This is a genomic window from Pseudomonas fluorescens (assembly GCF_004683905.1).
GTDB lineage: Bacteria > Pseudomonadota > Gammaproteobacteria > Pseudomonadales > Pseudomonadaceae > Aquipseudomonas > Aquipseudomonas putida_A.
Genome location: NZ_CP038438.1, coordinates 1,929,747 through 1,952,277, shown reverse-complemented (window position 1 = coordinate 1,952,277; position 22,531 = coordinate 1,929,747). Strand labels below are relative to the sequence as shown.

At 60.2% G+C, this 22,531-nt stretch carries 26 protein-coding genes; 13 read left to right on the top strand and 13 right to left on the bottom strand.

Annotated features, from left to right (window positions below):
- Positions 1-172: 172 nt before the first annotated feature.
- The 5 genes from speE to E4T63_RS08915 all read right to left on the bottom strand — a co-directional run bounded on the left by speE (position 173) and on the right by E4T63_RS08915 (position 4,753).
- A complete protein-coding gene (gene speE / locus E4T63_RS08940; protein WP_041068886.1) occupies positions 173-1,048 on the bottom strand; it encodes a polyamine aminopropyltransferase in 876 nt (291 codons plus the stop codon).
- Between the two features lie 255 nt (positions 1,049-1,303).
- Positions 1,304-1,495: a PLDc N-terminal domain-containing protein gene (locus tag E4T63_RS08930; RefSeq protein ID WP_007960694.1), complete on the bottom strand. Its 192-nt coding sequence runs from the start codon at positions 1,493-1,495 to the stop codon at positions 1,304-1,306.
- Positions 1,496-1,566: 71 nt separating this feature from the next.
- Positions 1,567-2,097: a hypothetical protein gene (locus E4T63_RS08925; protein ID WP_135295284.1), complete on the bottom strand. Its 531-nt coding sequence runs from the start codon at positions 2,095-2,097 to the stop codon at positions 1,567-1,569.
- Between the two features lie 202 nt (positions 2,098-2,299).
- Positions 2,300-2,818 (bottom strand): ankyrin repeat domain-containing protein, encoded by a 519-nt coding sequence (locus E4T63_RS08920; RefSeq protein WP_098967928.1) that lies wholly within the window; start codon positions 2,816-2,818, stop codon positions 2,300-2,302.
- 96 nt (positions 2,819-2,914) lie between these two features.
- On the bottom strand, positions 2,915-4,753 hold the full coding sequence (locus E4T63_RS08915) for a long-chain-acyl-CoA synthetase (protein ID WP_135295283.1): 1,839 nt from the start codon (positions 4,751-4,753) through the stop codon (positions 2,915-2,917).
- A gap of 378 nt (positions 4,754-5,131) precedes the next feature.
- On the opposite strand from E4T63_RS08915, the gene E4T63_RS28840 reads away from it, so the two are divergent.
- Complete coding sequence (locus tag E4T63_RS28840) at positions 5,132-5,410, top strand: DUF3509 domain-containing protein (protein WP_027613327.1); 279 nt, start codon at positions 5,132-5,134, stop codon at positions 5,408-5,410.
- Positions 5,411-5,602: 192 nt separating this feature from the next.
- Here E4T63_RS28840 and mtnC read toward each other — a convergent pair whose 3' ends face one another.
- The 5 genes from mtnC to aroC form a co-directional block, all read right to left on the bottom strand.
- Positions 5,603-6,286: an acireductone synthase gene (mtnC, locus tag E4T63_RS08905; protein ID WP_027613328.1), complete on the bottom strand. Its 684-nt coding sequence runs from the start codon at positions 6,284-6,286 to the stop codon at positions 5,603-5,605.
- 4 nt (positions 6,287-6,290) lie between these two features.
- Positions 6,291-6,836, bottom strand: coding sequence for a 1,2-dihydroxy-3-keto-5-methylthiopentene dioxygenase (locus tag E4T63_RS08900; protein WP_027613329.1), 546 nt, complete (start codon positions 6,834-6,836; stop codon positions 6,291-6,293).
- Positions 6,837-6,928: 92 nt separating this feature from the next.
- Complete coding sequence (locus E4T63_RS08895) at positions 6,929-7,555, bottom strand: methylthioribulose 1-phosphate dehydratase (RefSeq protein WP_007959997.1); 627 nt, start codon at positions 7,553-7,555, stop codon at positions 6,929-6,931.
- The gene (locus E4T63_RS08890; protein WP_135295282.1) at positions 7,552-8,697 is read right to left on the bottom strand and encodes an MFS transporter; all 1,146 of its coding nucleotides are present in this window, start codon (positions 8,695-8,697) and stop codon (positions 7,552-7,554) included. Before E4T63_RS08890 ends, E4T63_RS08895 begins: the two co-directional genes overlap by 4 nt.
- A 31-nt stretch (positions 8,698-8,728) precedes the next feature.
- A complete protein-coding gene (gene aroC, locus E4T63_RS08885) occupies positions 8,729-9,820 on the bottom strand; it encodes a chorismate synthase (RefSeq protein WP_027613332.1) in 1,092 nt (363 codons plus the stop codon).
- A 130-nt stretch (positions 9,821-9,950) separates the two neighbouring features.
- Between aroC and E4T63_RS08880 the strand changes: the two genes are divergently transcribed.
- Complete coding sequence (locus E4T63_RS08880; RefSeq protein ID WP_135295281.1) at positions 9,951-10,904, top strand: alpha/beta hydrolase; 954 nt, start codon at positions 9,951-9,953, stop codon at positions 10,902-10,904.
- A gap of 99 nt (positions 10,905-11,003) precedes the next feature.
- Complete coding sequence (locus E4T63_RS08875) at positions 11,004-11,795, top strand: hypothetical protein (RefSeq protein ID WP_027613334.1); 792 nt, start codon at positions 11,004-11,006, stop codon at positions 11,793-11,795.
- A 160-nt stretch (positions 11,796-11,955) separates the two neighbouring features.
- Here E4T63_RS08875 and prmB read toward each other — a convergent pair whose 3' ends face one another.
- Positions 11,956-12,864 carry a 50S ribosomal protein L3 N(5)-glutamine methyltransferase gene (gene prmB / locus E4T63_RS08870; protein WP_086794742.1) on the bottom strand — a complete coding sequence of 303 codons (909 nt, stop codon included), beginning with the start codon at positions 12,862-12,864 and terminating at the stop codon, positions 11,956-11,958.
- A 237-nt stretch (positions 12,865-13,101) separates the two neighbouring features.
- Here prmB and E4T63_RS08865 point away from each other — a divergent pair, with 237 nt between their 5' ends.
- The 5 genes from E4T63_RS08865 to E4T63_RS08845 all read left to right on the top strand — a co-directional run bounded on the left by E4T63_RS08865 (position 13,102) and on the right by E4T63_RS08845 (position 15,873).
- Positions 13,102-13,692 (top strand): cysteine hydrolase family protein, encoded by a 591-nt coding sequence (locus E4T63_RS08865; RefSeq protein ID WP_003223193.1) that lies wholly within the window; start codon positions 13,102-13,104, stop codon positions 13,690-13,692.
- A gap of 130 nt (positions 13,693-13,822) precedes the next feature.
- On the top strand, positions 13,823-14,143 hold the full coding sequence (locus tag E4T63_RS08860; RefSeq protein WP_007914024.1) for a hypothetical protein: 321 nt from the start codon (positions 13,823-13,825) through the stop codon (positions 14,141-14,143).
- A gap of 74 nt (positions 14,144-14,217) precedes the next feature.
- The gene (locus E4T63_RS08855) at positions 14,218-14,775 is read left to right on the top strand and encodes a Smr/MutS family protein (RefSeq protein WP_027613336.1); all 558 of its coding nucleotides are present in this window, start codon (positions 14,218-14,220) and stop codon (positions 14,773-14,775) included.
- A 77-nt stretch (positions 14,776-14,852) separates the two neighbouring features.
- Positions 14,853-15,398 (top strand): GTP cyclohydrolase I FolE, encoded by a 546-nt coding sequence (gene folE, locus E4T63_RS08850; RefSeq protein ID WP_003442011.1) that lies wholly within the window; start codon positions 14,853-14,855, stop codon positions 15,396-15,398.
- Between the two features lie 103 nt (positions 15,399-15,501).
- Complete coding sequence (locus tag E4T63_RS08845; protein ID WP_007960660.1) at positions 15,502-15,873, top strand: glutathione S-transferase N-terminal domain-containing protein; 372 nt, start codon at positions 15,502-15,504, stop codon at positions 15,871-15,873.
- Between the two features lie 167 nt (positions 15,874-16,040).
- Here E4T63_RS08845 and E4T63_RS08840 read toward each other — a convergent pair whose 3' ends face one another.
- Entirely contained in the window at positions 16,041-17,207 is a 1,167-nt protein-coding gene (locus tag E4T63_RS08840) for a PLP-dependent aminotransferase family protein (protein ID WP_135295280.1), read from the bottom strand.
- Between the two features lie 82 nt (positions 17,208-17,289).
- Here E4T63_RS08840 and E4T63_RS08835 point away from each other — a divergent pair, with 82 nt between their 5' ends.
- The 3 genes from E4T63_RS08835 to E4T63_RS08825 all read left to right on the top strand — a co-directional run bounded on the left by E4T63_RS08835 (position 17,290) and on the right by E4T63_RS08825 (position 20,094).
- Complete coding sequence (locus E4T63_RS08835) at positions 17,290-17,736, top strand: MarR family winged helix-turn-helix transcriptional regulator (protein WP_135295279.1); 447 nt, start codon at positions 17,290-17,292, stop codon at positions 17,734-17,736.
- Positions 17,737-18,027: 291 nt separating this feature from the next.
- A complete protein-coding gene (locus E4T63_RS08830; protein WP_003223176.1) occupies positions 18,028-19,377 on the top strand; it encodes an NCS2 family permease in 1,350 nt (449 codons plus the stop codon).
- 90 nt (positions 19,378-19,467) lie between these two features.
- Positions 19,468-20,094: a LysE family translocator gene (locus E4T63_RS08825; protein ID WP_003223174.1), complete on the top strand. Its 627-nt coding sequence runs from the start codon at positions 19,468-19,470 to the stop codon at positions 20,092-20,094.
- 192 nt (positions 20,095-20,286) lie between these two features.
- Here E4T63_RS08825 and uraH read toward each other — a convergent pair whose 3' ends face one another.
- Positions 20,287-20,640 (bottom strand): hydroxyisourate hydrolase, encoded by a 354-nt coding sequence (gene uraH / locus E4T63_RS08820; RefSeq protein ID WP_003223171.1) that lies wholly within the window; start codon positions 20,638-20,640, stop codon positions 20,287-20,289.
- A gap of 421 nt (positions 20,641-21,061) precedes the next feature.
- Here uraH and puuE point away from each other — a divergent pair, with 421 nt between their 5' ends.
- A complete protein-coding gene (gene puuE, locus E4T63_RS08810) occupies positions 21,062-21,988 on the top strand; it encodes an allantoinase PuuE (protein ID WP_096797017.1) in 927 nt (308 codons plus the stop codon).
- Entirely contained in the window at positions 21,985-22,500 is a 516-nt protein-coding gene (gene uraD / locus E4T63_RS08805; RefSeq protein WP_135295277.1) for a 2-oxo-4-hydroxy-4-carboxy-5-ureidoimidazoline decarboxylase, read from the top strand. The genes puuE and uraD overlap by 4 nt, the downstream gene beginning before the upstream one ends.
- Positions 22,501-22,531 lie beyond the last annotated feature (31 nt).

Sequence of the window (22,531 nt, the reverse complement as noted above, 5' to 3'; positions counted from 1 at the left end):
ACAGGCTTGTGTGGCGAGGGGATTCATCCCCGATGGGCGCGAAGCGTCCCTGAATTCAGCGAACGCATAGTGTCAGTTCCAACGCGTCTGCCGATTTTACGACTGCTGCGCAGCCGGTCGGGGATAAATCCCCTCACCACAGGGGATCTATCACCGATCCGGGAATAGTGCGTCAGTCGTTGCTCGGCTTGTTGATCGCCTGCAGCACGTACTGCGGCAGCGCGAATGCGCCGATGTGGATTTCCGGGTTGTAATAGCGGGTGACGATGCCGCTGCCGATGAAGCGCTGTTGCAGGGTTTCACGGCTCAGTTTGCGGTAGGCCGGGTTGGTCGAGCCCCAGGCAAAGGTCATCGAACCGCCAATGTAGGTCGGCACGGCCGCCTGATAGAAGTGCCAGTCCGGGAACAGGCTGCGCAGGCGACCGGCAGTGGTTTTGACTTCGTCGATCTGCATGAACGGCGTGCCGTTCTGGGTCACGAGGATCCCGCCTTCGTTCAGGCAACGATGGCACGCCTGATAGAAGTTCTCCGAGAACAGCACTTCGCCCGGGCCGATCGGGTCGGTGGAGTCGGAGATGATCACGTCGAATTTTTCCGTGGTGGTGGCGACGAAACGCATGCCGTCGTCGATCACCAGGTTCAGCCGTGGATCGTCGTAGGCGCCCTTGGAGTGGTTCGGCAGGAATTCCTTGCACATGTCGACCACGGTGCCGTCGATCTCGACCATGGTGATGTGCTCGACGCTGGCGTGCTTGGTCACTTCGCGCAGCATGCCACCGTCGCCGCCGCCGATGATCAGCACGCGCTTGGCGGTGCCGTGGGCGAGGATCGGCACGTGGGTGAGCATTTCGTGGTAGATGAATTCATCGGCTTCGGTGGTCTGGATCACGCCGTCCAGCGCCATCACCCGGCCCATGCGCGGGTTCTGGAAAATCACCAGGTGCTGGTGTTCGGTGCGCACTTCGTGCAGCAGTTTTTCCATGCGAAAACGCTGGCCGTAGCCTTCGTAGAGGGTTTCCAGGTATTCGCTGGTTTTGGTTACGGTCATGGTCAAGTGCTCCGATGAATGCGCGGGCGCCAATCGTGGGGGACGATTGCCCGGGAAAGGCGCGCATTCTACGTTGCCGAAGATGACAGGTCGAACCTTCCTCCGACAGGGCACACTCTGGAGCTACCACAAGACCAATGTGGGAGCGGGCTTGCTCGCGAAAGCGGAGTGTCATTCAACCTGTGTTTCGACTGAACAATCGCCTTCGCGAGCAAGCCCGCTCCCACAGGGGATCAGCGTGTTTTCGGGAAAGCGTCAGACCCGCACATTGCCCCGTGGCCCGGCGATCGCCCAGATGATCAGGCCCAGTACTGGCAGGAGGATGATCAGCAGAACCCAGAGGATTTTCATCCCGGTCTCGGCGCCGCTTTTCAGTACGTTGATGATCGCCCAGATATCGAGGGCAAGAATGATCAGGCCAATCAGACCGTTGAACGTGGAACCCATGGTGTCACTCCAGAATAGTGGCATGCACTTTTAGGATAGACGGTCGCGCGCAGGGTTCCCTTTTATTGCGCTCAGACGTGAACGGCGACCTTCAGCGCTTCCAGCGAAGGCGCGGCCGTGATGCCGACTTCGGCGCACAGCTCCAGCACCCGTGGCACGTCGTTGCCATAGACCAGCACCACTTGCAGCTCGTCGTCGAGCAACTGGCTGAAGTTCATCAGCGTGTAACCGCCGTTTTCCTTGTTCAGGCTGCTCATCTGCACCTGGATGCGGTTGAGTGCGGTCAGCGCTTCGGTCTTGGCCAGTTGCTTGGGCTTGAGGTTGAAATCCACGCCCGGACCAAACGAGGCGACGATCTGCGCGAACAGGTCAGCGTAGGTATCAGCCTGGAACAGCACGGTTTCCGGCAGGCTGCCGACCACCACCCACTCGCCCAGCGGGATCGGGAAGGTGTCGTCGTAGTTGATGTCCGGGTTGGCTGCCAGAAAGGCGTCGGCATCGGCGTAGGCCTGCGCCGCTTCGTCGGCCACATTCAGGATCTCGTCCTCGCCCATGCAGCCGGAGCTGATTTTGCTGATGAGTTCGACGAGTGCGGCTTTCATGAGGGCGGATCCTGTGGAAGGTTGAATTTGAGGGCGCGGAGGATAGCGCATTGCAACCTCAGGCTGCACACAGAACATCTGTGGCGAGGGAGCTTGTTCCCGCTGGCGCGCGAAGCGACCCCAAACAGTGAGTTCACCATTTTTACCAGCGCTGCGCACTGGAGCGGGAGCAAGCTCCCTCGCCACAGAATCTCGACAGTCCTCAGGCCAGCAGTTTTTCCAGCTGCGCCGTGGTATCGACCGCGCCCATGGTGCGGGCCGCGTCCAGCGCGGTGACGCCATTGGCATCCTTGGCTTGCGGGTCGGCGCCCTTGCTGATCAGGTAATCAACGATTTCAACACGGTTGAACATCGCCGCCATCATCAGCGCGGTACGGCCATCGAACGACGAGCCTTCGATCTCGGCGCCCGCTTCCACCAGCGCCTTGACCACCGCCAGATCGCCCTTGAACGCGGCGCCGGCAATCGGGCTCTGGCCGTTGCCGTTACGCAGCTCCGGGTCGGCCTTGTGTTTGAGCAGCACCTGCACGGCGTCGACGTGGCCATAGTAACTGGCGAGCATCAGCAGCGTGTCGCCCTTGCTGTTTTTCAGGTTCACCGGCAAACCGGCGCTGATCAGCCGATCGAGCATCAGCGCATCACCGTCGCGTGCCTTGTTGAAAACCTGCTCGGTGAATTCGGCAGCTTCTTCAGGGGTCATCTGGCGGCTTTGGTCAGACATGGGGTAACTCCACTTCGGTTGATCGCAAAGCCGACAGTTTCCCGAGCGCGACGATAGCTGTCACCCCCTTTTTCTCAAGTCAGGCTATAGCCAATCTCAATAGCGATATTTGCCCTGATGAATATCGGCCAGAATTTCGTCCGTCACTTGCACGTAAGTCTGGGTGCCAGGCAGCCACGCGTAAATCGGATCATCACCTGTCTGACCCGGGTCGAAGCCCTCGTTTTTCAGTCGGGTCTTTTGGTATTTGAAAGTCCCGGTGGTTTCCATTTTCACCTTCACCCGCAGAAACAGCGGCACCGCATAGGCCGGCATGCGCTGACGGGCGAATGCGAGCAATTCGGCGAAATCCAGGGTCGCCAGTGACTCGGCGGGCGTGATTGCCGCCATGCCGGCGCGACCGTTGGTGTTGCGCACTTCGACGCCGTAGGCGACGGCCTCGGAGATATGCGGATGCTGCAGCAACAGGTTTTCCACTTCAGTGGTCGAGACGTTTTCGCCCTTCCAGCGATAGGTGTCGCCGAGCCGATCGACGAATTGTGCATGGCCAAAACCGATATTGCGCAGCAGGTCGCCGGTGTTGAAGAAGCGGTCGCCCTTGCTGAACACATCGTGCAACACCACCTTTGCGGTTTTCTGCGGATCGGTGTAACCGTCCAGCGGGGCTTTTTCGTCGATCCGTGCCAGCAGCAAGCCCTGTTCGCCCTTGCCGACCTTGCGCATGAAGCCGTCGGCGCTGCGCAACGGCTGTCCGCTGTCGTGGTCGTACGCAACCAGCTCCCAGGCCATCAGCGAGAAACCGATGGTGTTGTCGAAGTTGAGGATATTGCTGAAGCCGATATTGCCGTCGCTCGCCGCGTACAGCTCGCAGATGTGCTCGACGGCAAACCGGGTCTTGAACTCGGCCCAGGCGCCGGGACGCAAGCCGTTGCCGATCATCTTGCGCACCGCGTGACGGCTGTCATCGGCGCTGGGCGGTTGATCGACCAGATAACGGCACAATTCGCCGACATAGCCGAGGGTGGTCGCGTTGTAGCGACGCACGTCCGGCCAGAACTGACTGGCGCTGAACTTGCGACGGATCGCGAACCCGGAAGCGCCATTGATCGCCGAGCCCCAGCACACACAAAGGCCGGTGGCGTGGTACAGCGGCAAGGTGCAATAGACGACATCGTCGGGCGTCATGTTCAGGGCGATCATGCCGAAGCTGGCGGAGCTGCGCATCCAGCGGCCGTGCTTGAACACCCCGGCCTTGGGCAGGCCGGTGGTGCCGGAGGTGTAGATGTAAAAGCACGGGTCGTTGAAGAACACTTCGCCGCTGCTGGGCGGGTTTTCAGTGCAGGCGTCAGCACTGGCACTGATCAGATTGACGTAGCCCTCGGGCGCAATGCCTGGGTGGCTATAGGTGTCACGGTCGGCGATAAACCAGGTGCGCTGCGCCGGGATCGACACCTGCTCGCGGATCGCGGCAAACGCCGGCTGCAATTCCTCACCGAGGACAATCGCCACCGGCGCCACCAGATTTACGCTGTGAATCAGTGTGTCGCGGGTTTGCGAAGTATTGAGCAGCGCACTGACCGCGCCGAGTTTGGCCAGCGCCAGAATGGTCACCAGCAGCTCGGGACGATTTTCGATGAACACCGCGACCACGTCGCCCTTGCCGATGCCCTGCGCGCTCAGATAGTGGGCGATGCGGTTGGCCCACTGGTTGACCTGCGCATAGGTCAGCAAGACGTCGTCCTGCAAGATCGCCTGCCCCTCTGGATTGCGCAGCGTTGCTTGCTCGAAGGTCCAGCCGAGGCCACACGTTTGGGTCGGATCCGTGACGTTGGCGACTTTCATGCCCTTGACCACCCGCGGGATGGCTTTGGCGATCGTCGGCAGTTTGCGGAGCATCATGCTCCAGGTAATCGTGTCGCTCGACGCGTGACGCATGGCAGCTCCCCGGTCGGCCTGGTCGGCCAGTTTTTTATTGTTCGGGCTGTGGGCATGACCTGCGTTGTGGGCAAGGTCGAGATCGAAAATACGTCAGCGCTTCTCGGCCTGTACACGCGGTTTTTGCAATGTTTTGTATCCGCCCTGTCACGCCTGGCGGCGGTGATTACGACTTTGCCGTTTGGTTCCGTTCAACTCATGAGAATCCCGCAAAATGCAGGATGCACGATGGCCATTCATGCAGATTGCACGACGAATGCAAATTTCACGATTTTTAACTTATTGATTTATAAGCATTTTTATTTTTTCGTGTGCTGGCACAATCGCTGCAACCTCCTCTGCATGCTTGCCATTCAAGTGCATACGGAGCTGAAAGACATGAGCCTGATCCAAGAAAAATTTACCTCGCTGTTCTCCAACTTCAACGTCACCACTGCGCCACGTCCCGATGGCGGGATCCTGCTGACGCTGCGCAGTAGTGAAGGCAAAGTATTCAAGCGCGCCCTGACGTATCAGCAAATGCACAACGCCGACCAACTGTCGTGGGCGATCAGCGCGATCCGTCGTGACCTGGCGGAAGAAGCCAGTGAGCTGCCGCAGATTGCGATGCTGCAAAGCCAGCAGCGCTTTGCTCTGCCGACGTATCACTCGCTGTAATTGATTCGAAGCTTTAAACAGCTTTAAACAAACACAGGCCGGGCAGCTTTCACTGTCCGGCCTGTGTTTTTGGCTGATGCAAAACTCCGTGTGGGAGCGGGCTTGCTCGCGAAAGCGGTGTGTCAGTCAAAAATATTTGGCTGACACACCGCTTTCGCGAGCAAGCCCGCTCCCACATTGGATCGAGGGTGGTTAAAAGGCTTCGGGTTCGATGCCGGTGAAGCTGTCGACGGTGATATGGCTTCCCAGCTCCCCACCCTCGCGCGCCAGGCCGCAGGTCTGCAGGCCTGCCGATTGAGCGGCATCCAGCTCCTCAACGATGTCGGACAGAAACAGAATGTCCTGCGGTTCGACACCAATCGCCTGTTGAATGTTGGTGTAAGACTGCGCCTCACGCTTGGGCCCCGACGTGGTATCGAAATACCCGCTGAACAGCGGTGTCAGATCTCCCGCCTCGGAGCAGCCGAAGATCAGCTTCTGCGCCTGGATCGAACCCGACGAATACACAAACAGTTGATAACCGGCCTGATGCCAGCGCTTGAGCGCTTCAACGGCATCCGGGTACACGTGGCCCTTCAACTGCCCGGCGTGATAACCCTGGGCCCAGACCATGCCTTGCAAGGCTTTGAGCGGCGTGGCTTTGCGATCTTCCTCGATCCAGCTCAAGAGAATTTCAACAACCCGTTCAACATCGGCCTGCGGTGCATTGCTGTCGCGGCGCACGGCGTCGAGTTGCTCAGCCACATCGGCACGTTCGGCGTTCTGCCGAACAAAATCCGGCAGGTGTTTGGCCGCATACGGGAACAGCACATCAAAAACGAAACTCACCGCGCTGGTGGTGCCTTCAATGTCAGTGACAATGGCTTTGATCGGCATCGGCTCAGTCCTCCAGACGCGGGAAGCGCCCGGCGATGTCTTCGCCGGTGAAATTCGCGACCCAGCCTTCCGGGTTGTTGAACAGACGAATCGCCACGAAGTGCGGGTGCTCGCCCATGTCGAACCAGTGCTTGGTGCCGGCGGGCACAGAGATCAGGTCATTCTTCTCGCACAGCACCGCGTAGACGTAATCGTCGATGTGCAGGGTAAACAGGCCACGGCCAGCGACGAAAAAGCGCACTTCGTCTTCGCCATGGCGGTGTTCTTCAAGGAACTTGGCGCGCAGTTCGGCTTTTTGCGGGTGATCGCTGTTGAGGCTGATCACATCGACGGTGATGTAACCGCGCTCGGTCATCAGCTTGTCGATCTGCTCCTGATAGGCGCTGATCACCTCTTCCTGGCTGGCGCCGGGCTGGATCTTCGCGGCGGCTTGCCAGCGGTCGAAGCGCACGCCCTGCTCGGCGAGCGTCGAGGCGATGTCTTCGAAATGGGTCAGCACCTTGTTCGGAATCTCGGGGCTGGATACGTGATAGACGGACAGGCTGCTCATGGGCAATTCCTCGGTATCGGCCTTGCCGTCCGGTTCTTGCAGACCGGTCGGGCAGTGCATTTCATCAGGCAAATGGGCGGCTTCGGGTGAAGTCAGCCTTGGCGGTTCATGACGCTGCGGGTTTTCAACTCGCATTCAAACAGAAATTCGAAGGCCTCGATCTGCCGCAGGGCATCGCTCATCTGCGCGCCCCAGGTGTAGAGGCCGTGGCCGCGAATCAGATAACCGACGCAATCGGGATGGGCGTCGAGCCAAGGCTGCACCTTGGCGGCGAGGCGCGCAATGTCCTGATCGTTGTCGAAGATCGGCACGCGCACCCGCGATTCGTGGGTGGAGATGCCGCTGAAGGCTTTTTGCAGTTCGTAGTCTTCGAACTCGATAAAGTCTTGCGGCGTCAGGCGCGACAGCACCGTGGCGTTCACCGAGTGGGTGTGCAGCACCGCGCCGATCTCCGGGCGCCAGCTGTAGAGCTGAGTGTGGAGCAGGGTTTCGGCCGAGGGCTTTTTGCCCGGTTCCAGGCTGTTGCCGGACAAATCCGTGGCGAGCACGTCGTCCAGGCCCAACTGGCCCTTGTGCTTGCCGGACACGGTCAGCAGCGCTTCGCTCGGCGACAGACGCGTCGAGTAATTGCTGCTGGTGGCCGGCGACCAGCCGCGACCATAAAGAAAACGCCCGGCGTCGACGATCTGCTGGGCGAGCTGTTCACGCGTAAGGCTCATGGCCTGTCCTCTTGCATACGTGTGGCAATGATAACGGCAGCAGCGAGCGCCGCGAGACTGGCAATACTAAAGGTCAATGTCGCACCGAGGGCATTCCAGCTGTAACCGGAATACAACGCGCCCAGCGCGCCACCGGTGCCGGCCAGCGCCGCGTACAGCGCCTGCCCCTGACCTTGCTGACGCGCACCGAAGCTACGTTGCACGAACGCGATGGCAGCCGCATGAAAGCTGCCGAAGGTCGCCGCGTGCAGCACCTGGGCCAACAACAGTACCCAGAGGAATTCGGCGAACGAACCTAGCAGCAACCAGCGCAGCGCCGCCAGCAGAAAACTCGCCATCAGCACCCGACGCAATGAAAAGCGCACGAGAATCCGGCTCATCGCCATGAACATCAGCACCTCGGCGACCACGCCCACGGCCCAGAGCATGCCGATCGTGCCACGGCTGTAACCGAGTCGTTCAAGGTGCAAAGTCAGAAACGTGTAATACGGGCCGTGGCTCATCTGCATCAGCGCGACGCAGGCGTAAAACGCCAGTACACCGGGACTGCGCAGCTGCTTGAGAAAGCCCTCCCCGCTCGGCCGATTACCTTGCGGTGGCTGCGCGTTCGGCACCCACAGGCTGCTGAGGACGATGCCGGCCATGATCAGCACCAGCGCCGCCGGGTAGATATCCAGGCTCAGCCATTCGAACAGTCGGCCCAGCGCGACCACGGTGATGATGAAACCGATCGAGCCCCACAGGCGAATCTGGCTGTAGCGCGCGGTTTGCCCCTGCAAGTGCGCGAGGGTGATGACTTCGAATTGCGGCAACACCGCGTGCCAGAAGAATGCGTGCAGCGCCATGACCATCGCCAGCCAGGCGTAGGTCTTGCTGACGAAAATCAGCGAGAACGTCAGCAGCGTACACACCGCACCGAAGCGCACGATGGCCAGGCGTTTGCCGGTGTAGTCGCCGAGCCAGCCCCAGATGTTCGGCGCCACACAGCGCATCAGCATCGGGATCGCCACCAGCTCGCCGATGCGCGCAGGGCTGAAGCCGAGATGATCGAAGTACAGCGCCAGAAACGGCGCTGTCGAGCCGAGCAAGGCGAAATAGAACAGATAGAAACTGGACAGCCGCCAGTACGGGAGCGCCGCCACGGTCAGACCGCGACGGCTTGGCGATCAACCATCAAAGCTGACCCAGCACCGGGGTGCTGACGCGCACGTCGGCGTTCTGCCCACGATGACGCAGCAGGTGATCCATCAGCACGATGGCCATCATCGCTTCGGCAATCGGCGTGGCGCGGATGCCGACGCACGGATCGTGACGGCCCTTGGTGATCACGTCGACCGGATTGCCGTGGATGTCGATCGAACGGCCCGGAGTGGTGATGCTCGACGTTGGCTTGAGCGCCAGATGCGCGACGATCGGCTGACCGGACGAAATGCCGCCGAGGATGCCGCCAGCGTTGTTGCTGAGGAAACCTTGCGGGGTCAGTTCATCGCGATGCTCGGTGCCGCGCTGGGCGACGCAGGCGAAACCGGCGCCGATTTCCACGCCTTTCACCGCGTTGATGCTCATCAGCGCATGCGCCAGTTCAGCGTCGAGGCGGTCGAAAATCGGCTCGCCGAGGCCCGGCATCACGCCTTCGGCGACTACAGTGATCTTCGCCCCGACCGAGTCCTGATCGCGGCGCAACTGGTCCATGTAGGCTTCCAGTTCCGGGACCTTGTCCGGATCCGGGCTGAAGAACGCGTTCTGTTCCACCGAATCCCAGGTCTTGAACGGGATTTCGATCGGGCCGAGCTGGCTCATGTAGCCGCGGATGACGATGCCCTGGCTGGCCAGATACTTTTTGGCAATCGCACCTGCCGCCACACGCATCGCGGTTTCCCGCGCCGAGCTGCGACCGCCACCACGGTAGTCGCGCTCGCCGTATTTGTGGTGGTAGGTGTAGTCGGCGTGCGCCGGGCGGAACAGATCCTTGATCGCCGAGTAGTCCTTGGACTTCTGGTCGGTGTTGCGGATCAGCAGGCCGATCGAGCAACCGGTGGTGCGGCCCTCGAACACGCCGGAAAGGATTTCGACTTCATCGGCTTCCTGACGCTGGGTGGTGTGACGGCTGGTGCCTGGCTTGCGCCGATCGAGGTCGCGCTGCAGGTCTTCGAGGGAGATCTCCAGGCCCGGCGGGCAGCCGTCGACAATGGCGACCAACGCCGGACCATGGCTCTCGCCAGCGGTGGTGACAGTGAACAACTTGCCGTAGGTATTGCCGGACATGCAGGACGCTCCGTGAAATCAAACCCGAATTCGTGATGCGCGCCAGTATACGCAGGCTAACCGAGTAGTTCATCCTCGAACCTTAGTGGTGTTGGTGAGTCCAACCGGCACCTTGGCGAATGATGGCGTGATGATGCTGCGAGTTCTGATCTTGAGTCTTACCCTGTTTACCGGTTTTGCCCACGCGACTGTCCTGCAGCGCCCGATCTCTCTGGATACCGGGAGCGGTGAACTTTTCGGCTCGCTGTTGCTGCCAAAATCCGACAACCCAGTGCCGGTTGTCCTGATCCTTGCCGGCTCCGGTCCTACAGATCGTGACGGCAATAACCCCGATGGCGGGCGCAATGACAGCCTCAAGCGGCTGGCCTGGGTGCTGGCCAAACACAACATCGCCAGCGTGCGCTACGACAAGCGCGGGGTGGCTGCGAGCCGGCCGGCCACACCTGACGAGCGCAATCTGTCGGTGGAAGGCTACGTCGACGACGCCGTGGCCTGGAGCCAGAAGCTGAAAAACGACCCGCGTTTCGGCCCGTTGATTCTGCTCGGTCACAGCGAAGGTGCACTGATTGCCACCCTCGCCGCTCCGCGTGCCGACGCCGCTGCGCTGATTTCGCTGTCCGGCAGCGCGCGCCCGGTGGATCAGGTAATCCGCGAACAACTAGCCCGTAGCCTGCCGCCACCGTTGATGCTGCGCAGTAATGAACTGCTCGACAGCCTCAAGGCCGGTCACACCGATGACAACGTGCCGGCGCCACTGCAACCGATCTTCCGCCCGAGCGTGCAGCCGTACCTGATTTCGCTGTTTCGCCAGGACCCGGCCAAGGCCTTTGCACAACTGAAGATGCCGGCGCTGATCGTCCAGGGCAGCAACGACATGCAGGTCGGCGTCGGCGATGCGCAGGCGCTGAAAGCCGCCAAGCCCGACGCCGAACTGGTGGTGATCGACGGCATGAACCACGTCATGCGCATCGTCCCCGCCGATGTGAAGCGGCAATTGGCCTCGTATAAGGACCCCAATTTGCCACTGGCGGCGGAACTGGGCGGCAAACTCATCGAATTTATTGACGGCATTCGCAACCGTTAACCGTAGTTTGCCCTCCAGTCCTGCAAAAAACGGCCGATAAGCCTTTGTCGCCAGCGTATCGGCTGGCGACAAGCAGGGCTTGGACAGGATCTCGCCGTTATGACTGATACCCCGACTTCACCCGACACCACCGCTGAAAAAGACGCACCGCCAGCGGTCGAGCTGCCATGGGCGGACGTCAGCGTCGAGCACCACAAGATGCTCCGCCTGGCGCCGTTGCAGACTGACCGTCACACCGGTGGCCGGCCGTTGCGCTTTGTCGAGTTCGGCTACGCCGAGCGCAACAGCAAAGAACACAGCCTGATGCGCATGGCGATCAAACTGCCCGGTCAGCGCGTGCGCAAAGAGCAGAACCATCTGGATGTGTGGGTCAATCACACCAGCAAACGTGTGCACTTCGGCCCCGACAGCGGTTTGCAGATCGAACCGTTGAACCGTGGTATAGGTCGTTTCATGGCTGCACAAGGCATCAATTGGGCGAAAAAACGCTGGCCCGCCTACACGGTCGACGGCATGGACCTGAACAACAAGGATGCGCTGAACGAAGACACCCGTCTGCGTCGCGATCACTTCTTGCGTGTGCACGGTTTTGATGTGGTGTACGCCGATGCCCAGCATTTGAAGGGCAGCGTCAAAGAGGTACAGGTCGGTGACCTGTTGGGCGACTGGAACAGCGAGAAGCTGCAGATCGTCGAGATTCTCGAAGCAGCGCAGATGCTGCAACAGGCCGAGCAGAACCTCGCCGAGCAGGAAGTGAAGCTGAAGAAGCAGGAAGACAAGGTCAGCAAGTTCAAGCGTGAAGACGCTGGATTGCGCTTTACCATTACCTGTCTGGTGGCGTTTGCGGTGTTTCAGGCAGGATTGTTGATCTGGATTGCTACGCACCGCTGAAATCAGCGTTGACCTGTGGCGAGGGAGCTTGCTCCCGCTCGACTGCGAAGCAGTCGTAAAACATGCACATGCGGTATGTCTGGTGCACCGTCATTGCATATTTTGGGTCTGCTTCGCAGACCAGCGGGAGCAAGCTCCCTCGCCACAAAAGTCAGTCAGGTCAGACGCGGGAAGCGAACAAGGCCTGATGATCGCGGCACTGCTCCGCCGTCAGCATGAACACACCATGCCCGCCGCGCTCGAATTCGAGCCAGGCAAAATCGACTTCCGGGTACAGCGCTTCGACGTGCACCTGGCTGTTGCCCACCTCAACGATCAATAGCCCCTTCTCGGTCAGGTGATCCGCCGCTTCGGCGAGCATCCGCCGTACCAGGTTCAGACCGTCATCTCCGCAGGCCAGGCCCAGCTCCGGTTCGTGCTGGTATTCGTCCGGCATGTCGGCGAAATCTTCGGCATCAACGTACGGCGGGTTCGACACGATCAGGTCGAAACGCTGCCCCGGCAGGCCATCGAAACCATCGCCCTGCACGGTGTACACACGCTCATCGACGCCATGGCGCTCGATGTTCTGGTTGGCCACTTCCAGCGCTTCGAACGACAGATCGGCCAGCACCACTTCAGCGTTCTGGAACTCGTAGGCGCAGGCGATCCCGATGCAGCCCGAGCCGGTGCACAGGTCGAGGATGCGTGCCGGCTCGTCGCCGATCCACGGTGCGAAGCGGTTTTCGATCAGCTCGCCAATCGGCGAACGCGGGATCAGCACGCGCTCATCGACGATGAACGACATGCCGCAGAACCATGCCTCACCCAACAGGTACGCAGTCGGGATGCGCTCTTCGATGCGGCGCTTGAGCAGGCGTTGCAGGTTGACCAGCTCGTCGTCTTCCAGCGCACAGTCGAGGTAGCTGTCGGCGATCTCCCACGGCAGGTGCAAGGCACCGAGCACCAACTGCCGGGCTTCATCCCAGGCGTTGTCGGTGCCATGGCCGAAAAACAGATCCTCCCCATGGAAGCGGCTGACGGCCCAACGGATGTGGTCGCGCAGGGTACGAAGTCGGGAAGTGATCACGGGGCAGAACTCCAGAAAAACGACTGGCGATTCTACCAGCCAAAACGCGTCACGACGACGCGGGAAACATTCGCGGCCGACAGTAGGACTTTTCTGTTTTTTGCATCAGCTATTGAACAGAACGTGTAACTTGACAAGGCTGCAGGCCAGTAACGACGCTGCCTACGATGGTAGCGGTTCACAGAACCGCTCAGCCAGAGGACAATGCCGCAAAAGCCCCACCCCAAGGAGCCCCGAATGTCCGTTCCAAAAACGATGTTTCAACTCAGCGGCCGCGGTTACGCAGCGGCCACACTGAGCCATGCCACCGTGGTCATCATCGATGCCCAGAAAGAGTACCTCAGTGGCCCGCTGGCCCTGAGCGGCATGGACGCGGCCGTCGCGAACATCAAACAACTGGTCGCCGCGGCCCGTGCAGCCGGTCGGCCGATCGTGCACGTGCGTCATCTCGGCACCGTCGGTGGCCTGTTCGACCCGCAGGGCGAACGCGGCGAATTCATCCCCGGCCTTGAGCCACAAGGTGACGAAACCATCATCGGCAAACTGCTGCCGAGCGCGTTCCACGGCACCGAACTGCTCGACCGTTTGCAGAATCTTGGCTCGCTGGACCTGATCGTCTGCGGTTTCATGAGCCACTCCAGCGTCAGCACCACCGTACGCGCGGCGAAGAACCTGGGCTTCCGTTGCACCCTGGTCGAAGACGCCTGCGCCACCCGTGACCTGCCGTTCAAGGGCCGCGTGCTCAGCGCCGCCGTGGTGCAGGAAGCGGAAATGGCGATCATGGCCGACAACTTCGCCACCCTTGCCCTGACTCAAGATCTGATCTGATCTGCTCTGATGAGCGGCTCAGCACGCCGCTCATCCGCAAAAGCCTCGCATTTGCTTCAATTGCCTTAGCCTCAGGAACAACCCGGTCAACTCCCGGTCGAAGGGCCGATACCCATTGAGGAAGGTCGGAATGAAGTTATCCGATGGATTTGACGCACGCCGCTTGCGGCCCAAAGGCCAAAGCAACTGGCGTTTTCGATTCGGCGCAGCGATCGCCGCCATTCTGGCGACGTTCGGTGTGCTGCTGGCGATGGCCGGTGCCGCCAGCCTGCTGGGGCGCCCGCCGGCGCTCGGCGATTTGAATGCCACGCCGATGGGTTCGGCGATCATTCTCGCGGTCGGCTTGTTGTTCCTGTATTTCGGTGTGGCGCTGTGGCGTCGATGCCGGCGTCGCGCCAGGCAATCACGGGAGCTGAACATGTCCCCGCACCTGATGAAAAAACACGACTGACTCCACGGCCTGGCTTTTTGCCGGGCCGTTTTGTTTTGACTTGGGTAAACTGGCCGCCCTTCGCGGAGGCTGACATGCAAGACGACGATTTTTCCCTGTTCAAAAGTGCGATCCAAGGCGTCAAGCCGATCAAGCACGACCGAGCCGACACTGGCAAACCCAAGGCTGACCGCGCGCAGATCGCCAAGCTGCGCCAGTCCGCCACCGTGCGCACCGACACCACCACCGTGGATGGCCTGTCCGATCAGTTCGTGATCGACGTCGGCCCCGAAGACGAGTTGATGTGGGCCCGCGACGGGGTGCAGGAAAGCCAGATGCGCAAGCTCAAGATCGGCCAGATCCCGTTCGAAGGCAGCCTCGACCTGCACGGCATGAACGTCGAAAAAGCCCGCGAGACCCTCTGGGCGTTTCTCGCCGAAGCGACCAAATTCGAAATCCGCTGCGTGCGCGTCACCCACGGCAAGGCCGTGCGCCTGGACGGCAAGCGGCCGATGATCAAAAGCCACGTCAACACCTGGCTGCGTCAGCATCCGCAAGTGCTCGGTTTCTGCTCGTGCCAGGCGAAACACGGCGGTGCCGGCGCGGTGTACGTGATGCTCAAACGCACCATGATGGAAGGCCGCGACGAATAATCGCGTTACACCGAACTTGCAGGGTTGTGTCCGCCACCGTACCCTTGCCCTTTGCGAAAATCCCCACAGGTAGTTTCATGTCCCTGGAACAGAATTACACCGCGATTCTCGGCCAACTGGGCGAGGACGTCTCCCGCGAGGGCCTGCTCGACACGCCAAAGCGTGCCGCCAAAGCCATGCAGTACCTCTGCCGCGGTTATGAACAGACGCTCGAAGAGGTCACCAATGGTGCCCTGTTCAGCTCCGACAACAGCGAAATGGTGCTGGTCAAGGACATCGAGCTGTACTCGTTGTGCGAACACCACCTGCTGCCGTTCATCGGCAAGGCGCACGTTGCGTACATCCCGAGCGGCAAAGTGCTGGGCCTGTCGAAGGTCGCGCGGATCGTCGACATGTACGCCCGCCGCCTGCAGATCCAGGAAAACCTCAGCCGGCAGATCGCCGATGCGGTGATGCAAGTCACCGGTGCGCTGGGCGTGGCCGTGGTGATCGAGGCCAAGCACATGTGCATGATGATGCGCGGTGTCGAGAAGCAGAATTCGTCGATGATCACTTCGGTGATGCTCGGTGAGTTCCGCGAAAACGCGGCGACTCGCAGCGAGTTCCTCAGCCTGATCAAGTAATCGGCTGCAGAAAAAAACCGGCGTTGATCGCCGGTTTTTTTTCGTCCGTGAAAAATCGGGTAAGCTGCGCGCCCTTCTCTCTTTGCACCGTGAGGCTTTCAACGTGTTCGTAAAAGCGCTTCGTGTCGGCCTTGGCCAACTGATCATCTTCATCGACTTCATCACTCGCCCGGGCAAGAAACAGCGCCCGGCCGAGGTACAGGCGCAAGTCAACGCCGCCGCCAAAGGCCTGACCCTGTATCAGTTCCACGCCTGCCCGTTCTGCGTGAAAACCCGTCGTACGCTGCGTCGCCTGAATGTGCCGGTCGCACTGAAGGACGCGAAGAACAACGAACAGGATCGCCAGACGCTGCTGGACCAGGGCGGCAAGATCAAAGTGCCGTGCCTGCGCATTGAAGAGAATGGGCAGACCACGTGGATGTATGAGTCCAAGGTGATCATTGATTATCTGGATAAGCGGTTTGCGGCGGTCTGATGATTATGTGGTGGGTTGATTGACGCCTTCGCGAGCAAGCCCGCTCCCACAGGTTTTGTGCACGCCACAGCCCATTGTGGGAGCGGGCTTGCTCGCGAAGAGGCCCTCCCAGCCAACGCAAATCCCAGACAAAAATAAACCGGCCCTAGAGCCGGTTTATTCGTTTTTCAGGCCGCTTGATCTATCTGCGCCTGCCTCAATACCGTCGCCAATCGTTTAAGCCCTTCATCCAGTCGCGCCGGATCGATGTGACTGAAATTCAAACGCAGGTGCCCGAGGTTTTTATCCGGTTCGGGAAAGAACGGCTCGCCCGGCATGAACGCCACGTCACCGGCCAGCGCTTCGTTGAGCAAGGTTCGCGTATCCAGCGGTTGCTTGAGCGTCAGCCAGAAAAACAACCCGCCCTGCGGCATGTTCCAGTTCGCCAGATCGGAAAAGTGCGTTTCCAGCGCTGACTGGAAAGCATCGCGGCGCTGCCGGTAGAAACCGCGCAGTTCGCTCAGGTGCTGCTGATATTTTTCCGTGCCGATCCATTGCAGTGCCTGCCACTGGCCGATGCGGTTAGTGTGCAGATCTGCCGATTGCTTGAGTTTGAGCAAATGCGGGAACAGGTCCGGGCTGGCGATCAGGTAGCCGACGCGCAAACCCGGCAGCAAGGTTTTCGACACGGTGCCGGTGTAGATCCAGCTGGCTTTCTGCAAACGCCCGGCAATCGGTTTGGCGCTGCCGCCATCGAACGTCAATTCGCGGTACGGCTCGTCTTCGATCAGGGTCACGCCGAATTCATCGAGCAATGCGGCGACCGCGGCGCGCTTGGCTTCGCTGTAGCGCACGGCGGAGGGGTTCTGGAACGTCGGGATCAGGTAGATGAACGCCAGGCGATGCTGTTCCAACCGACTGCGCAGTTGCGCGAGATTGGGGCCGTCGGATTCTTGCGGCACGGTCAGGCAATCGGCGCCGAACAGCTGGAAGATCTGCAACGCGGCAAGGTAGGTTGGCGCCTCCAGCAGGATTTCGGTGCCTTTGTCGATGTATAACTTGGCGGCCAGATCCAGGGTCTGCTGGGAACCGCTGACCACCAGCACCTGACTCGCCGTGCACTCCAGCCCCAACGCTCGCGCCTGCGCCGCCAGCGCTTCACGCAGCGCCGGCTCGCCCTCGCTCATGCCGTACTGACCCAGCGCCAGCGGCATCTCGGACCATTCGACTTTCGGCAGCATGGCTTCGGCGGGAAGGCCACCGGCGAACGACATCACCTCCGGGCGCTGGGCGGCGGCGAGGATTTCACGGATCAGAGAACTTTTAAGGCGCGAAACACGTTCGGAAAAAGCCATGGGAGTCACCGGTAGCGAGGCCTGGGAAAAATGAGTCAAACTGGTTGACTGAAACTACGACAGCTTGAGCGAGTACGTCAACATGCTTGACCTTAAAAACCCCGCCAGCCAGCAACAGGCGATGGAAGCGTTTTTCTTCGGCTATCAGGCGTTCACCGCCAAGGCTGATGAAATGCTCGAGCGGCGCGGCCTGTCCCGGGTGCATCAGCGGATTGTGTTCTTCATCGCGCGTTATCCGAATTTGAGCGTGAAGGAATTGCTGGGATTGCTCGGCGTGAGTAAACAGGCGCTGAACATGCCGTTGCGCCAGTTGCAGGAAATGCACCTTGTGGAAAGCGTGGCGTCGGAGGCAGACAAGCGTAAGCGCCTGCTGGAGCTGACTACTGAAGGTGAGAAGTTTGAGCAGGCGTTGCGGCGTGAGCAGGTGAAATTGCTCGAGCGGGTGTTTGCTGAGGCTGGGGAGGCGGCGGTGAATGGGTGGTTGGCGGTGAATATGGCGCTGGGAAAAACTCAGGCAGCTCTCGATTGAATAGGACGGCCTCTTCGCGAGCAAGCTCGCTCCCACAGTGGAACGCATTTCAAATGTGGGAGCGAGCTTGCTCGCGAAGGGGCACGCAAGGGCGATATATCCCTATCGCCTGACCTTTCGTAAACAAAACCAAAAACAATATTTGCTTTATTTGTACACAAAAGCATAATCCACTGCGTGCGAGTTCCTGACCGCATGGTCAACAAATTCGCGTATGCCTCAAAGGGCTGCTGCCACCCCTCATGGGTCCGGCCCTGGAAATAACAATAAAACTCTTGAGGAGTACTCGCTGTGGAAAGCCGCAAATCCGAAGCATCGACGCTGGAACTCTCGCCGCCCTTACGCACAGGCGTGCTGGAGCGCATCTTCAAACTCAGCTTGCATGGCACCACGGTGAAGACCGAGCTGATTGCCGGTCTGACAACCTTCATCACCATGGCTTACATCATCTTCGTCAACCCGAACATCATGGCCGATGCCGGGATCGATCACGGTGCAGCCTTCGTCGCCACCTGCATCGCCGCCGCGCTCGGCTGCCTGCTGATGGGCCTGTACGCCAACTGGCCAGTGGGCCTGGCACCGGGCATGGGCCTCAACGCCTTCTTCACTTACACCGTAGTCGGCACCATGGGCTACAACTGGGAAACCGCGCTCGGTGCGGTGTTTGTTTCCGGTGTGCTGTTCATGATCCTGACCTTCTCGCGGATTCGCGAATGGCTGCTCAACAGCATCCCGGTCAGCCTGCGCTTTGCGATGGGCGCTGGCGTCGGCCTGTTCCTCGGGCTGATCGGTCTGAAAACCGCTGGCATTGTCGTCGACAGCCCGGCCACCCTGATCAAACTCGGCTCCCTGCGTGAACCCGGCCCGCTGCTGGCGGCGATCTGCTTCCTGATGATCGCGATCCTCAGCTACCACAAAGTCTTCGGTGCGATCCTCATCAGCATCATCACCGTGACCCTCGCCGGTTGGGGCCTGGGCATCGTGCACTACTCGGGCATCATGTCGACTCCGCCGAGCCTGGCGCCTACGTTCATGGCCATGAACATCGCCGGTGTGTTCAACGTCAGCATGATCAGCGTGGTGCTGGCCTTTCTCTTCGTACACATGTTCGACACCGCCGGCACCCTGATGGGCGTGGCTCAGCGCGCCAATCTGGTCAACGCTGACGGCCGTATCGAAAACCTTTCCCGAGCGATGAAAGCCGACAGCGCCTCCAGCGTCTTCGGTGCGGTGGTCGGCGTTCCGCCCGTCACCAGCTATGTGGAAAGTGCCGCAGGTGTAGCGGCTGGTGGTCGGACTGGTCTTACCGCAGTCACCGTGGGCGTGCTATTTATAGCCGCGATGTTTTTCGCACCGCTGGCCGGGATGATTCCGGCTTACGCCACTGCTGGTGCGCTGATTTATGTCGCGATGCTGATGATGGGCGGCATGGCGCACATCGAATGGGATGAGGCCACTGACGCCATCCCGGCGATTGTCACCGCGATCATGATGCCGCTGACCTTCTCGGTCGCCGATGGCATTGCGCTGGGCTTCATCACCTACGTGGCGTTGAAGGCCGGTACCGGCAAGTACAAGGAAATTTCCGTCAGCCTGTGGGTGCTCTGCGCGATCTTCATCGCCAAGTTCATCTTCTTGTAAGCGTCACGCGGTTCAAGCGTCAAACCAGCCTCACCCTCGCGGGTGGGGCTTTTGCACATTCTTGAGTACAACAAAAAAAGGAGCAAAGTGATGAGTCTGGAAACCTGGCTGCTGTTCAGCGGCGCTGCACTGGTGGTGATCCTGATTCCGGGGCCGCTGTCATTGCTGATGATCAGCAACAGTCTGAACTACGGCTTGCGCCGCTCTTACCCGGCATTTCTCGGCGGCGTGATCGCTTCGATCTGCCTGCTCAGTGCGTCGGCGCTGGGGCTTGGCGCCCTGCTGCTGGCGTCGGAACAACTGTTCAGCGCCCTGAAAATCGTCGGCGCGCTGTACCTGTTCTACCTCGCCTGGCAGAGCTGGCAGCAATCGCGCCAGCCAGCGGTCGGCGCCGAAGTGCCGCAGGCCGCTCCGGTGCCACGTTTCCGCACGCTGTTCGGCCGCGCGTTTGTCTTGGGCGCGAGCAATCCGAAGGACATTCTGTTTTTCGCCGCGTTTCTGCCGCAGTTCCTTAGCGCGCAACAACCGTTTCTGCCGCAGTTGCTGATTATGATCGCGACCTGGGTGGTGCTCGACCTGTGCTGCAAACTGGCTTACGGGCTGGGTGCACATGGCGCGGCGCGCTATCTGCGCAGCGGCAAGGGGCAGAGCTGGTTCAACCGGGTGAGTGCCGGATTGTTCAGTGGTGCCGGTGCTGCGTCGCTGTTGAGCCGCTGACAGCAAAAGCTTCGCGAGCAAGCCCGCTCCCACATTTGGAATGCATCCCCTTGTGGGAGCGGGCTTGCTCGCGAAGGCGTCAGATCAGACAACACTTTCCTCCAGGCGAAAAAAAGCCCGCAGTGTGAGCGGGCGAAAGACCAAAGAAGCTATATGCGCAGTCGCTTCCCGGTGGGGGCAGCTGCTTGGGGGTCAGCTGCCCCGATAGGTGGAATAGCTGTAAGGCGAGATCAGCAGGGGTACGTGGTAATGATCCTGCTCGGCGGAGATGCCGAAACGCAGCACCACCACGTCGAGGAACGCCGGCTCCGGCAGTTGCACGCCACGGGCGCGGTAGTAATCGCCGGCGTGGAACTGCACCTGATAGACCCCGGTGCGGTAGTCATCGCCTTGCAGCAGCGGCGCATCGACCCGGCCATCGCTGTTGGTTATCGCACTGGCGACCAATTCCAGGTGCGAACCTTCAACGCGGTACAGCTCGACCTTGATCGAGCTGCCCGGGCAACCGTGTGCAGCGTCCAAAACGTGTGTTGTCAAACGTCCCATTGATTCTGCGCGCCTGGCCGCAAAGAGCAGTCAGACTTCGCGCCTCCCGAAGTCAGGTAAAAAGGAGACCGCACCGATTCGGAGCACGAAAAGTTGCGGCGAGCGACTGATTAAGACACTTTTCAAAAAAATTGTACACAATAAAAACGACATTTTTCGCATCACCCCCGCCATTCGGGTGTTTACCCTTGATATGCCCCCCAAGTGCCTGGCTATTGAACCTGCGATCCATTAGCTGACTGATCAGGCAGGTTTCTTGCAGGTTTACGCCATTAGCAGCAAAAGATGACAGTCGGTGAAAAATGCGAAAATTCAGGCTTACAAATTGCGAATAAAGTTGTATACAATCAGCCCATCGCTGTGACGCCAGCCTGTGCAGGCCGTTACACAAACCTGTCAACGAATAAGAAGGAAGACTGCAGTGAGCGCTGACTACCCACGCGACCTGATCGGTTACGGCAGTAACCCTCCTCACCCACACTGGCCGGGCAACGCGCGCATCGCCCTGTCCTTCGTGCTCAATTACGAAGAAGGCGGCGAGCGCAACATTCTGCACGGCGACAAAGAATCCGAAGCCTTCCTCTCGGAAATGGTCGCTGCCCAGCCGCTACAAGGCGCGCGCAATATGAGCATGGAATCGCTTTACGAGTATGGCAGCCGCGCCGGCGTCTGGCGGATCCTCAAGCTGTTCAAGGAATTCGACATTCCCCTGACCATCTTCGCCGTGGCCATGGCTGCCCAGCGCCACCCGGATGTGATCCGCGCGATGGTTGAAGCCGGTCACGAGATCTGCAGCCACGGCTACCGCTGGATCGACTACCAATACATGGATGAGGCGCAGGAGCGCGAGCACATGCTCGAAGCGATCCGCATCCTCACCGAACTCACCGGCGAACGCCCACTGGGCTGGTACACCGGCCGCACCGGCCCGAACACCCGGCGCCTGGTGATGGAAGAAGGCGGTTTCCTCTACGACTGCGACACCTACGACGACGACCTGCCCTACTGGGAACCGAACAACCCGACCGGCAAACCGCACCTGGTGATCCCGTACACCCTCGACACCAACGACATGCGCTTCACCCAGGTGCAGGGTTTCAACAAGGGCGACGATTTCTTCGAATACCTCAAAGACGCGTTCGACGTACTGTACGCCGAGGGCGCCGAAGCGCCGAAGATGCTTTCGATCGGTCTGCACTGCCGGTTGATCGGCCGTCCGGCGCGTCTGGCCTCGCTCAAGCGCTTCATCGAATACGCCAAAAGTCATGAACAGGTGTGGTTCAGCCGTCGCGTCGACATCGCGCGTCACTGGCACGAAACCCACCCGTACCAAGGGGCCGCCCAATGAGCCGCTTTCAAACCCTGCAACCGTCGAGCCTGAGCCGCGACGCTTTCGTCAAAGCCTTCGCCGACATCTACGAACATTCGCCATGGGTAGCCGAAAAGGCCTACGACCTGGGAGCGGACGCCTCGATCGACGAGATCGAAACCCTGCACCAGCGCATGAGCGACATCCTGTTGAGCGCCGATCACACCAGTCAACTGGCACTGATCAACGCTCACCCGGACCTGGCCGGCAAAGCTGCCGTCCAGGGCCAACTGACCGAAGCCAGCACCAATGAACAGGCGGGCGCCGGTATTCACCAATGCACGGCCGAAGAGTTTCAGCGCTTCACCGAGCTGAACGACGCCTACAAGGCCAAGTTCAAGTTTCCCTTCATCATGGCGGTAAAAGGCAGCAACCGGCATCAGATCCTCGCGGCGTTCGAAACGCGCATTCACAACTCGGTCGACACCGAATTCAAATGCGCGCTGGCGGAGATCAACAAGATCGCCCTGTTCCGTTTACTGACTCTTTAGCGAAGCCTGGCCCGAGTGCGTCAAACGCGGA

What these genes read in the sequence shown, in the direction of transcription:
- speE (WP_041068886.1), bottom strand. Translation starts at nt 1,048, where the DNA reads ATGACCGTAACCAAAACCAGCGAATACCTGGAAACCCTCTACGAAGGC.
- E4T63_RS08855 (WP_027613336.1), top strand. Translation starts at nt 14,218, where the DNA reads ATGCAAGACGACGATTTTTCCCTGTTCAAAAGTGCGATCCAAGGCGTC.
- folE (WP_003442011.1), top strand. Translation starts at nt 14,853, where the DNA reads ATGTCCCTGGAACAGAATTACACCGCGATTCTCGGCCAACTGGGCGAG.
- E4T63_RS08880 (WP_135295281.1), top strand. Translation starts at nt 9,951, where the DNA reads ATGATGCTGCGAGTTCTGATCTTGAGTCTTACCCTGTTTACCGGTTTT.
- E4T63_RS08835 (WP_135295279.1), top strand. Translation starts at nt 17,290, where the DNA reads ATGCTTGACCTTAAAAACCCCGCCAGCCAGCAACAGGCGATGGAAGCG.
- E4T63_RS08900 (WP_027613329.1), bottom strand. Translation starts at nt 6,836, where the DNA reads ATGAGCAGCCTGTCCGTCTATCACGTATCCAGCCCCGAGATTCCGAAC.
- uraD (WP_135295277.1), top strand. Translation starts at nt 21,985, where the DNA reads ATGAGCCGCTTTCAAACCCTGCAACCGTCGAGCCTGAGCCGCGACGCT.
- E4T63_RS08825 (WP_003223174.1), top strand. Translation starts at nt 19,468, where the DNA reads ATGAGTCTGGAAACCTGGCTGCTGTTCAGCGGCGCTGCACTGGTGGTG.
- E4T63_RS08925 (WP_135295284.1), bottom strand. Translation starts at nt 2,097, where the DNA reads ATGAAAGCCGCACTCGTCGAACTCATCAGCAAAATCAGCTCCGGCTGC.
- aroC (WP_027613332.1), bottom strand. Translation starts at nt 9,820, where the DNA reads ATGTCCGGCAATACCTACGGCAAGTTGTTCACTGTCACCACCGCTGGC.
- E4T63_RS08915 (WP_135295283.1), bottom strand. Translation starts at nt 4,753, where the DNA reads ATGCGTCACGCGTCGAGCGACACGATTACCTGGAGCATGATGCTCCGC.
- E4T63_RS08930 (WP_007960694.1), bottom strand. Translation starts at nt 1,495, where the DNA reads ATGGGTTCCACGTTCAACGGTCTGATTGGCCTGATCATTCTTGCCCTC.
- E4T63_RS08895 (WP_007959997.1), bottom strand. Translation starts at nt 7,555, where the DNA reads ATGAGCCTTACGCGTGAACAGCTCGCCCAGCAGATCGTCGACGCCGGG.
- E4T63_RS08920 (WP_098967928.1), bottom strand. Translation starts at nt 2,818, where the DNA reads ATGTCTGACCAAAGCCGCCAGATGACCCCTGAAGAAGCTGCCGAATTC.
- E4T63_RS08865 (WP_003223193.1), top strand. Translation starts at nt 13,102, where the DNA reads ATGTCCGTTCCAAAAACGATGTTTCAACTCAGCGGCCGCGGTTACGCA.
- E4T63_RS28840 (WP_027613327.1), top strand. Translation starts at nt 5,132, where the DNA reads ATGAGCCTGATCCAAGAAAAATTTACCTCGCTGTTCTCCAACTTCAAC.
- uraH (WP_003223171.1), bottom strand. Translation starts at nt 20,640, where the DNA reads ATGGGACGTTTGACAACACACGTTTTGGACGCTGCACACGGTTGCCCG.
- E4T63_RS08840 (WP_135295280.1), bottom strand. Translation starts at nt 17,207, where the DNA reads ATGGCTTTTTCCGAACGTGTTTCGCGCCTTAAAAGTTCTCTGATCCGT.
- mtnC (WP_027613328.1), bottom strand. Translation starts at nt 6,286, where the DNA reads ATGCCGATCAAAGCCATTGTCACTGACATTGAAGGCACCACCAGCGCG.
- E4T63_RS08875 (WP_027613334.1), top strand. Translation starts at nt 11,004, where the DNA reads ATGACTGATACCCCGACTTCACCCGACACCACCGCTGAAAAAGACGCA.
- E4T63_RS08860 (WP_007914024.1), top strand. Translation starts at nt 13,823, where the DNA reads ATGAAGTTATCCGATGGATTTGACGCACGCCGCTTGCGGCCCAAAGGC.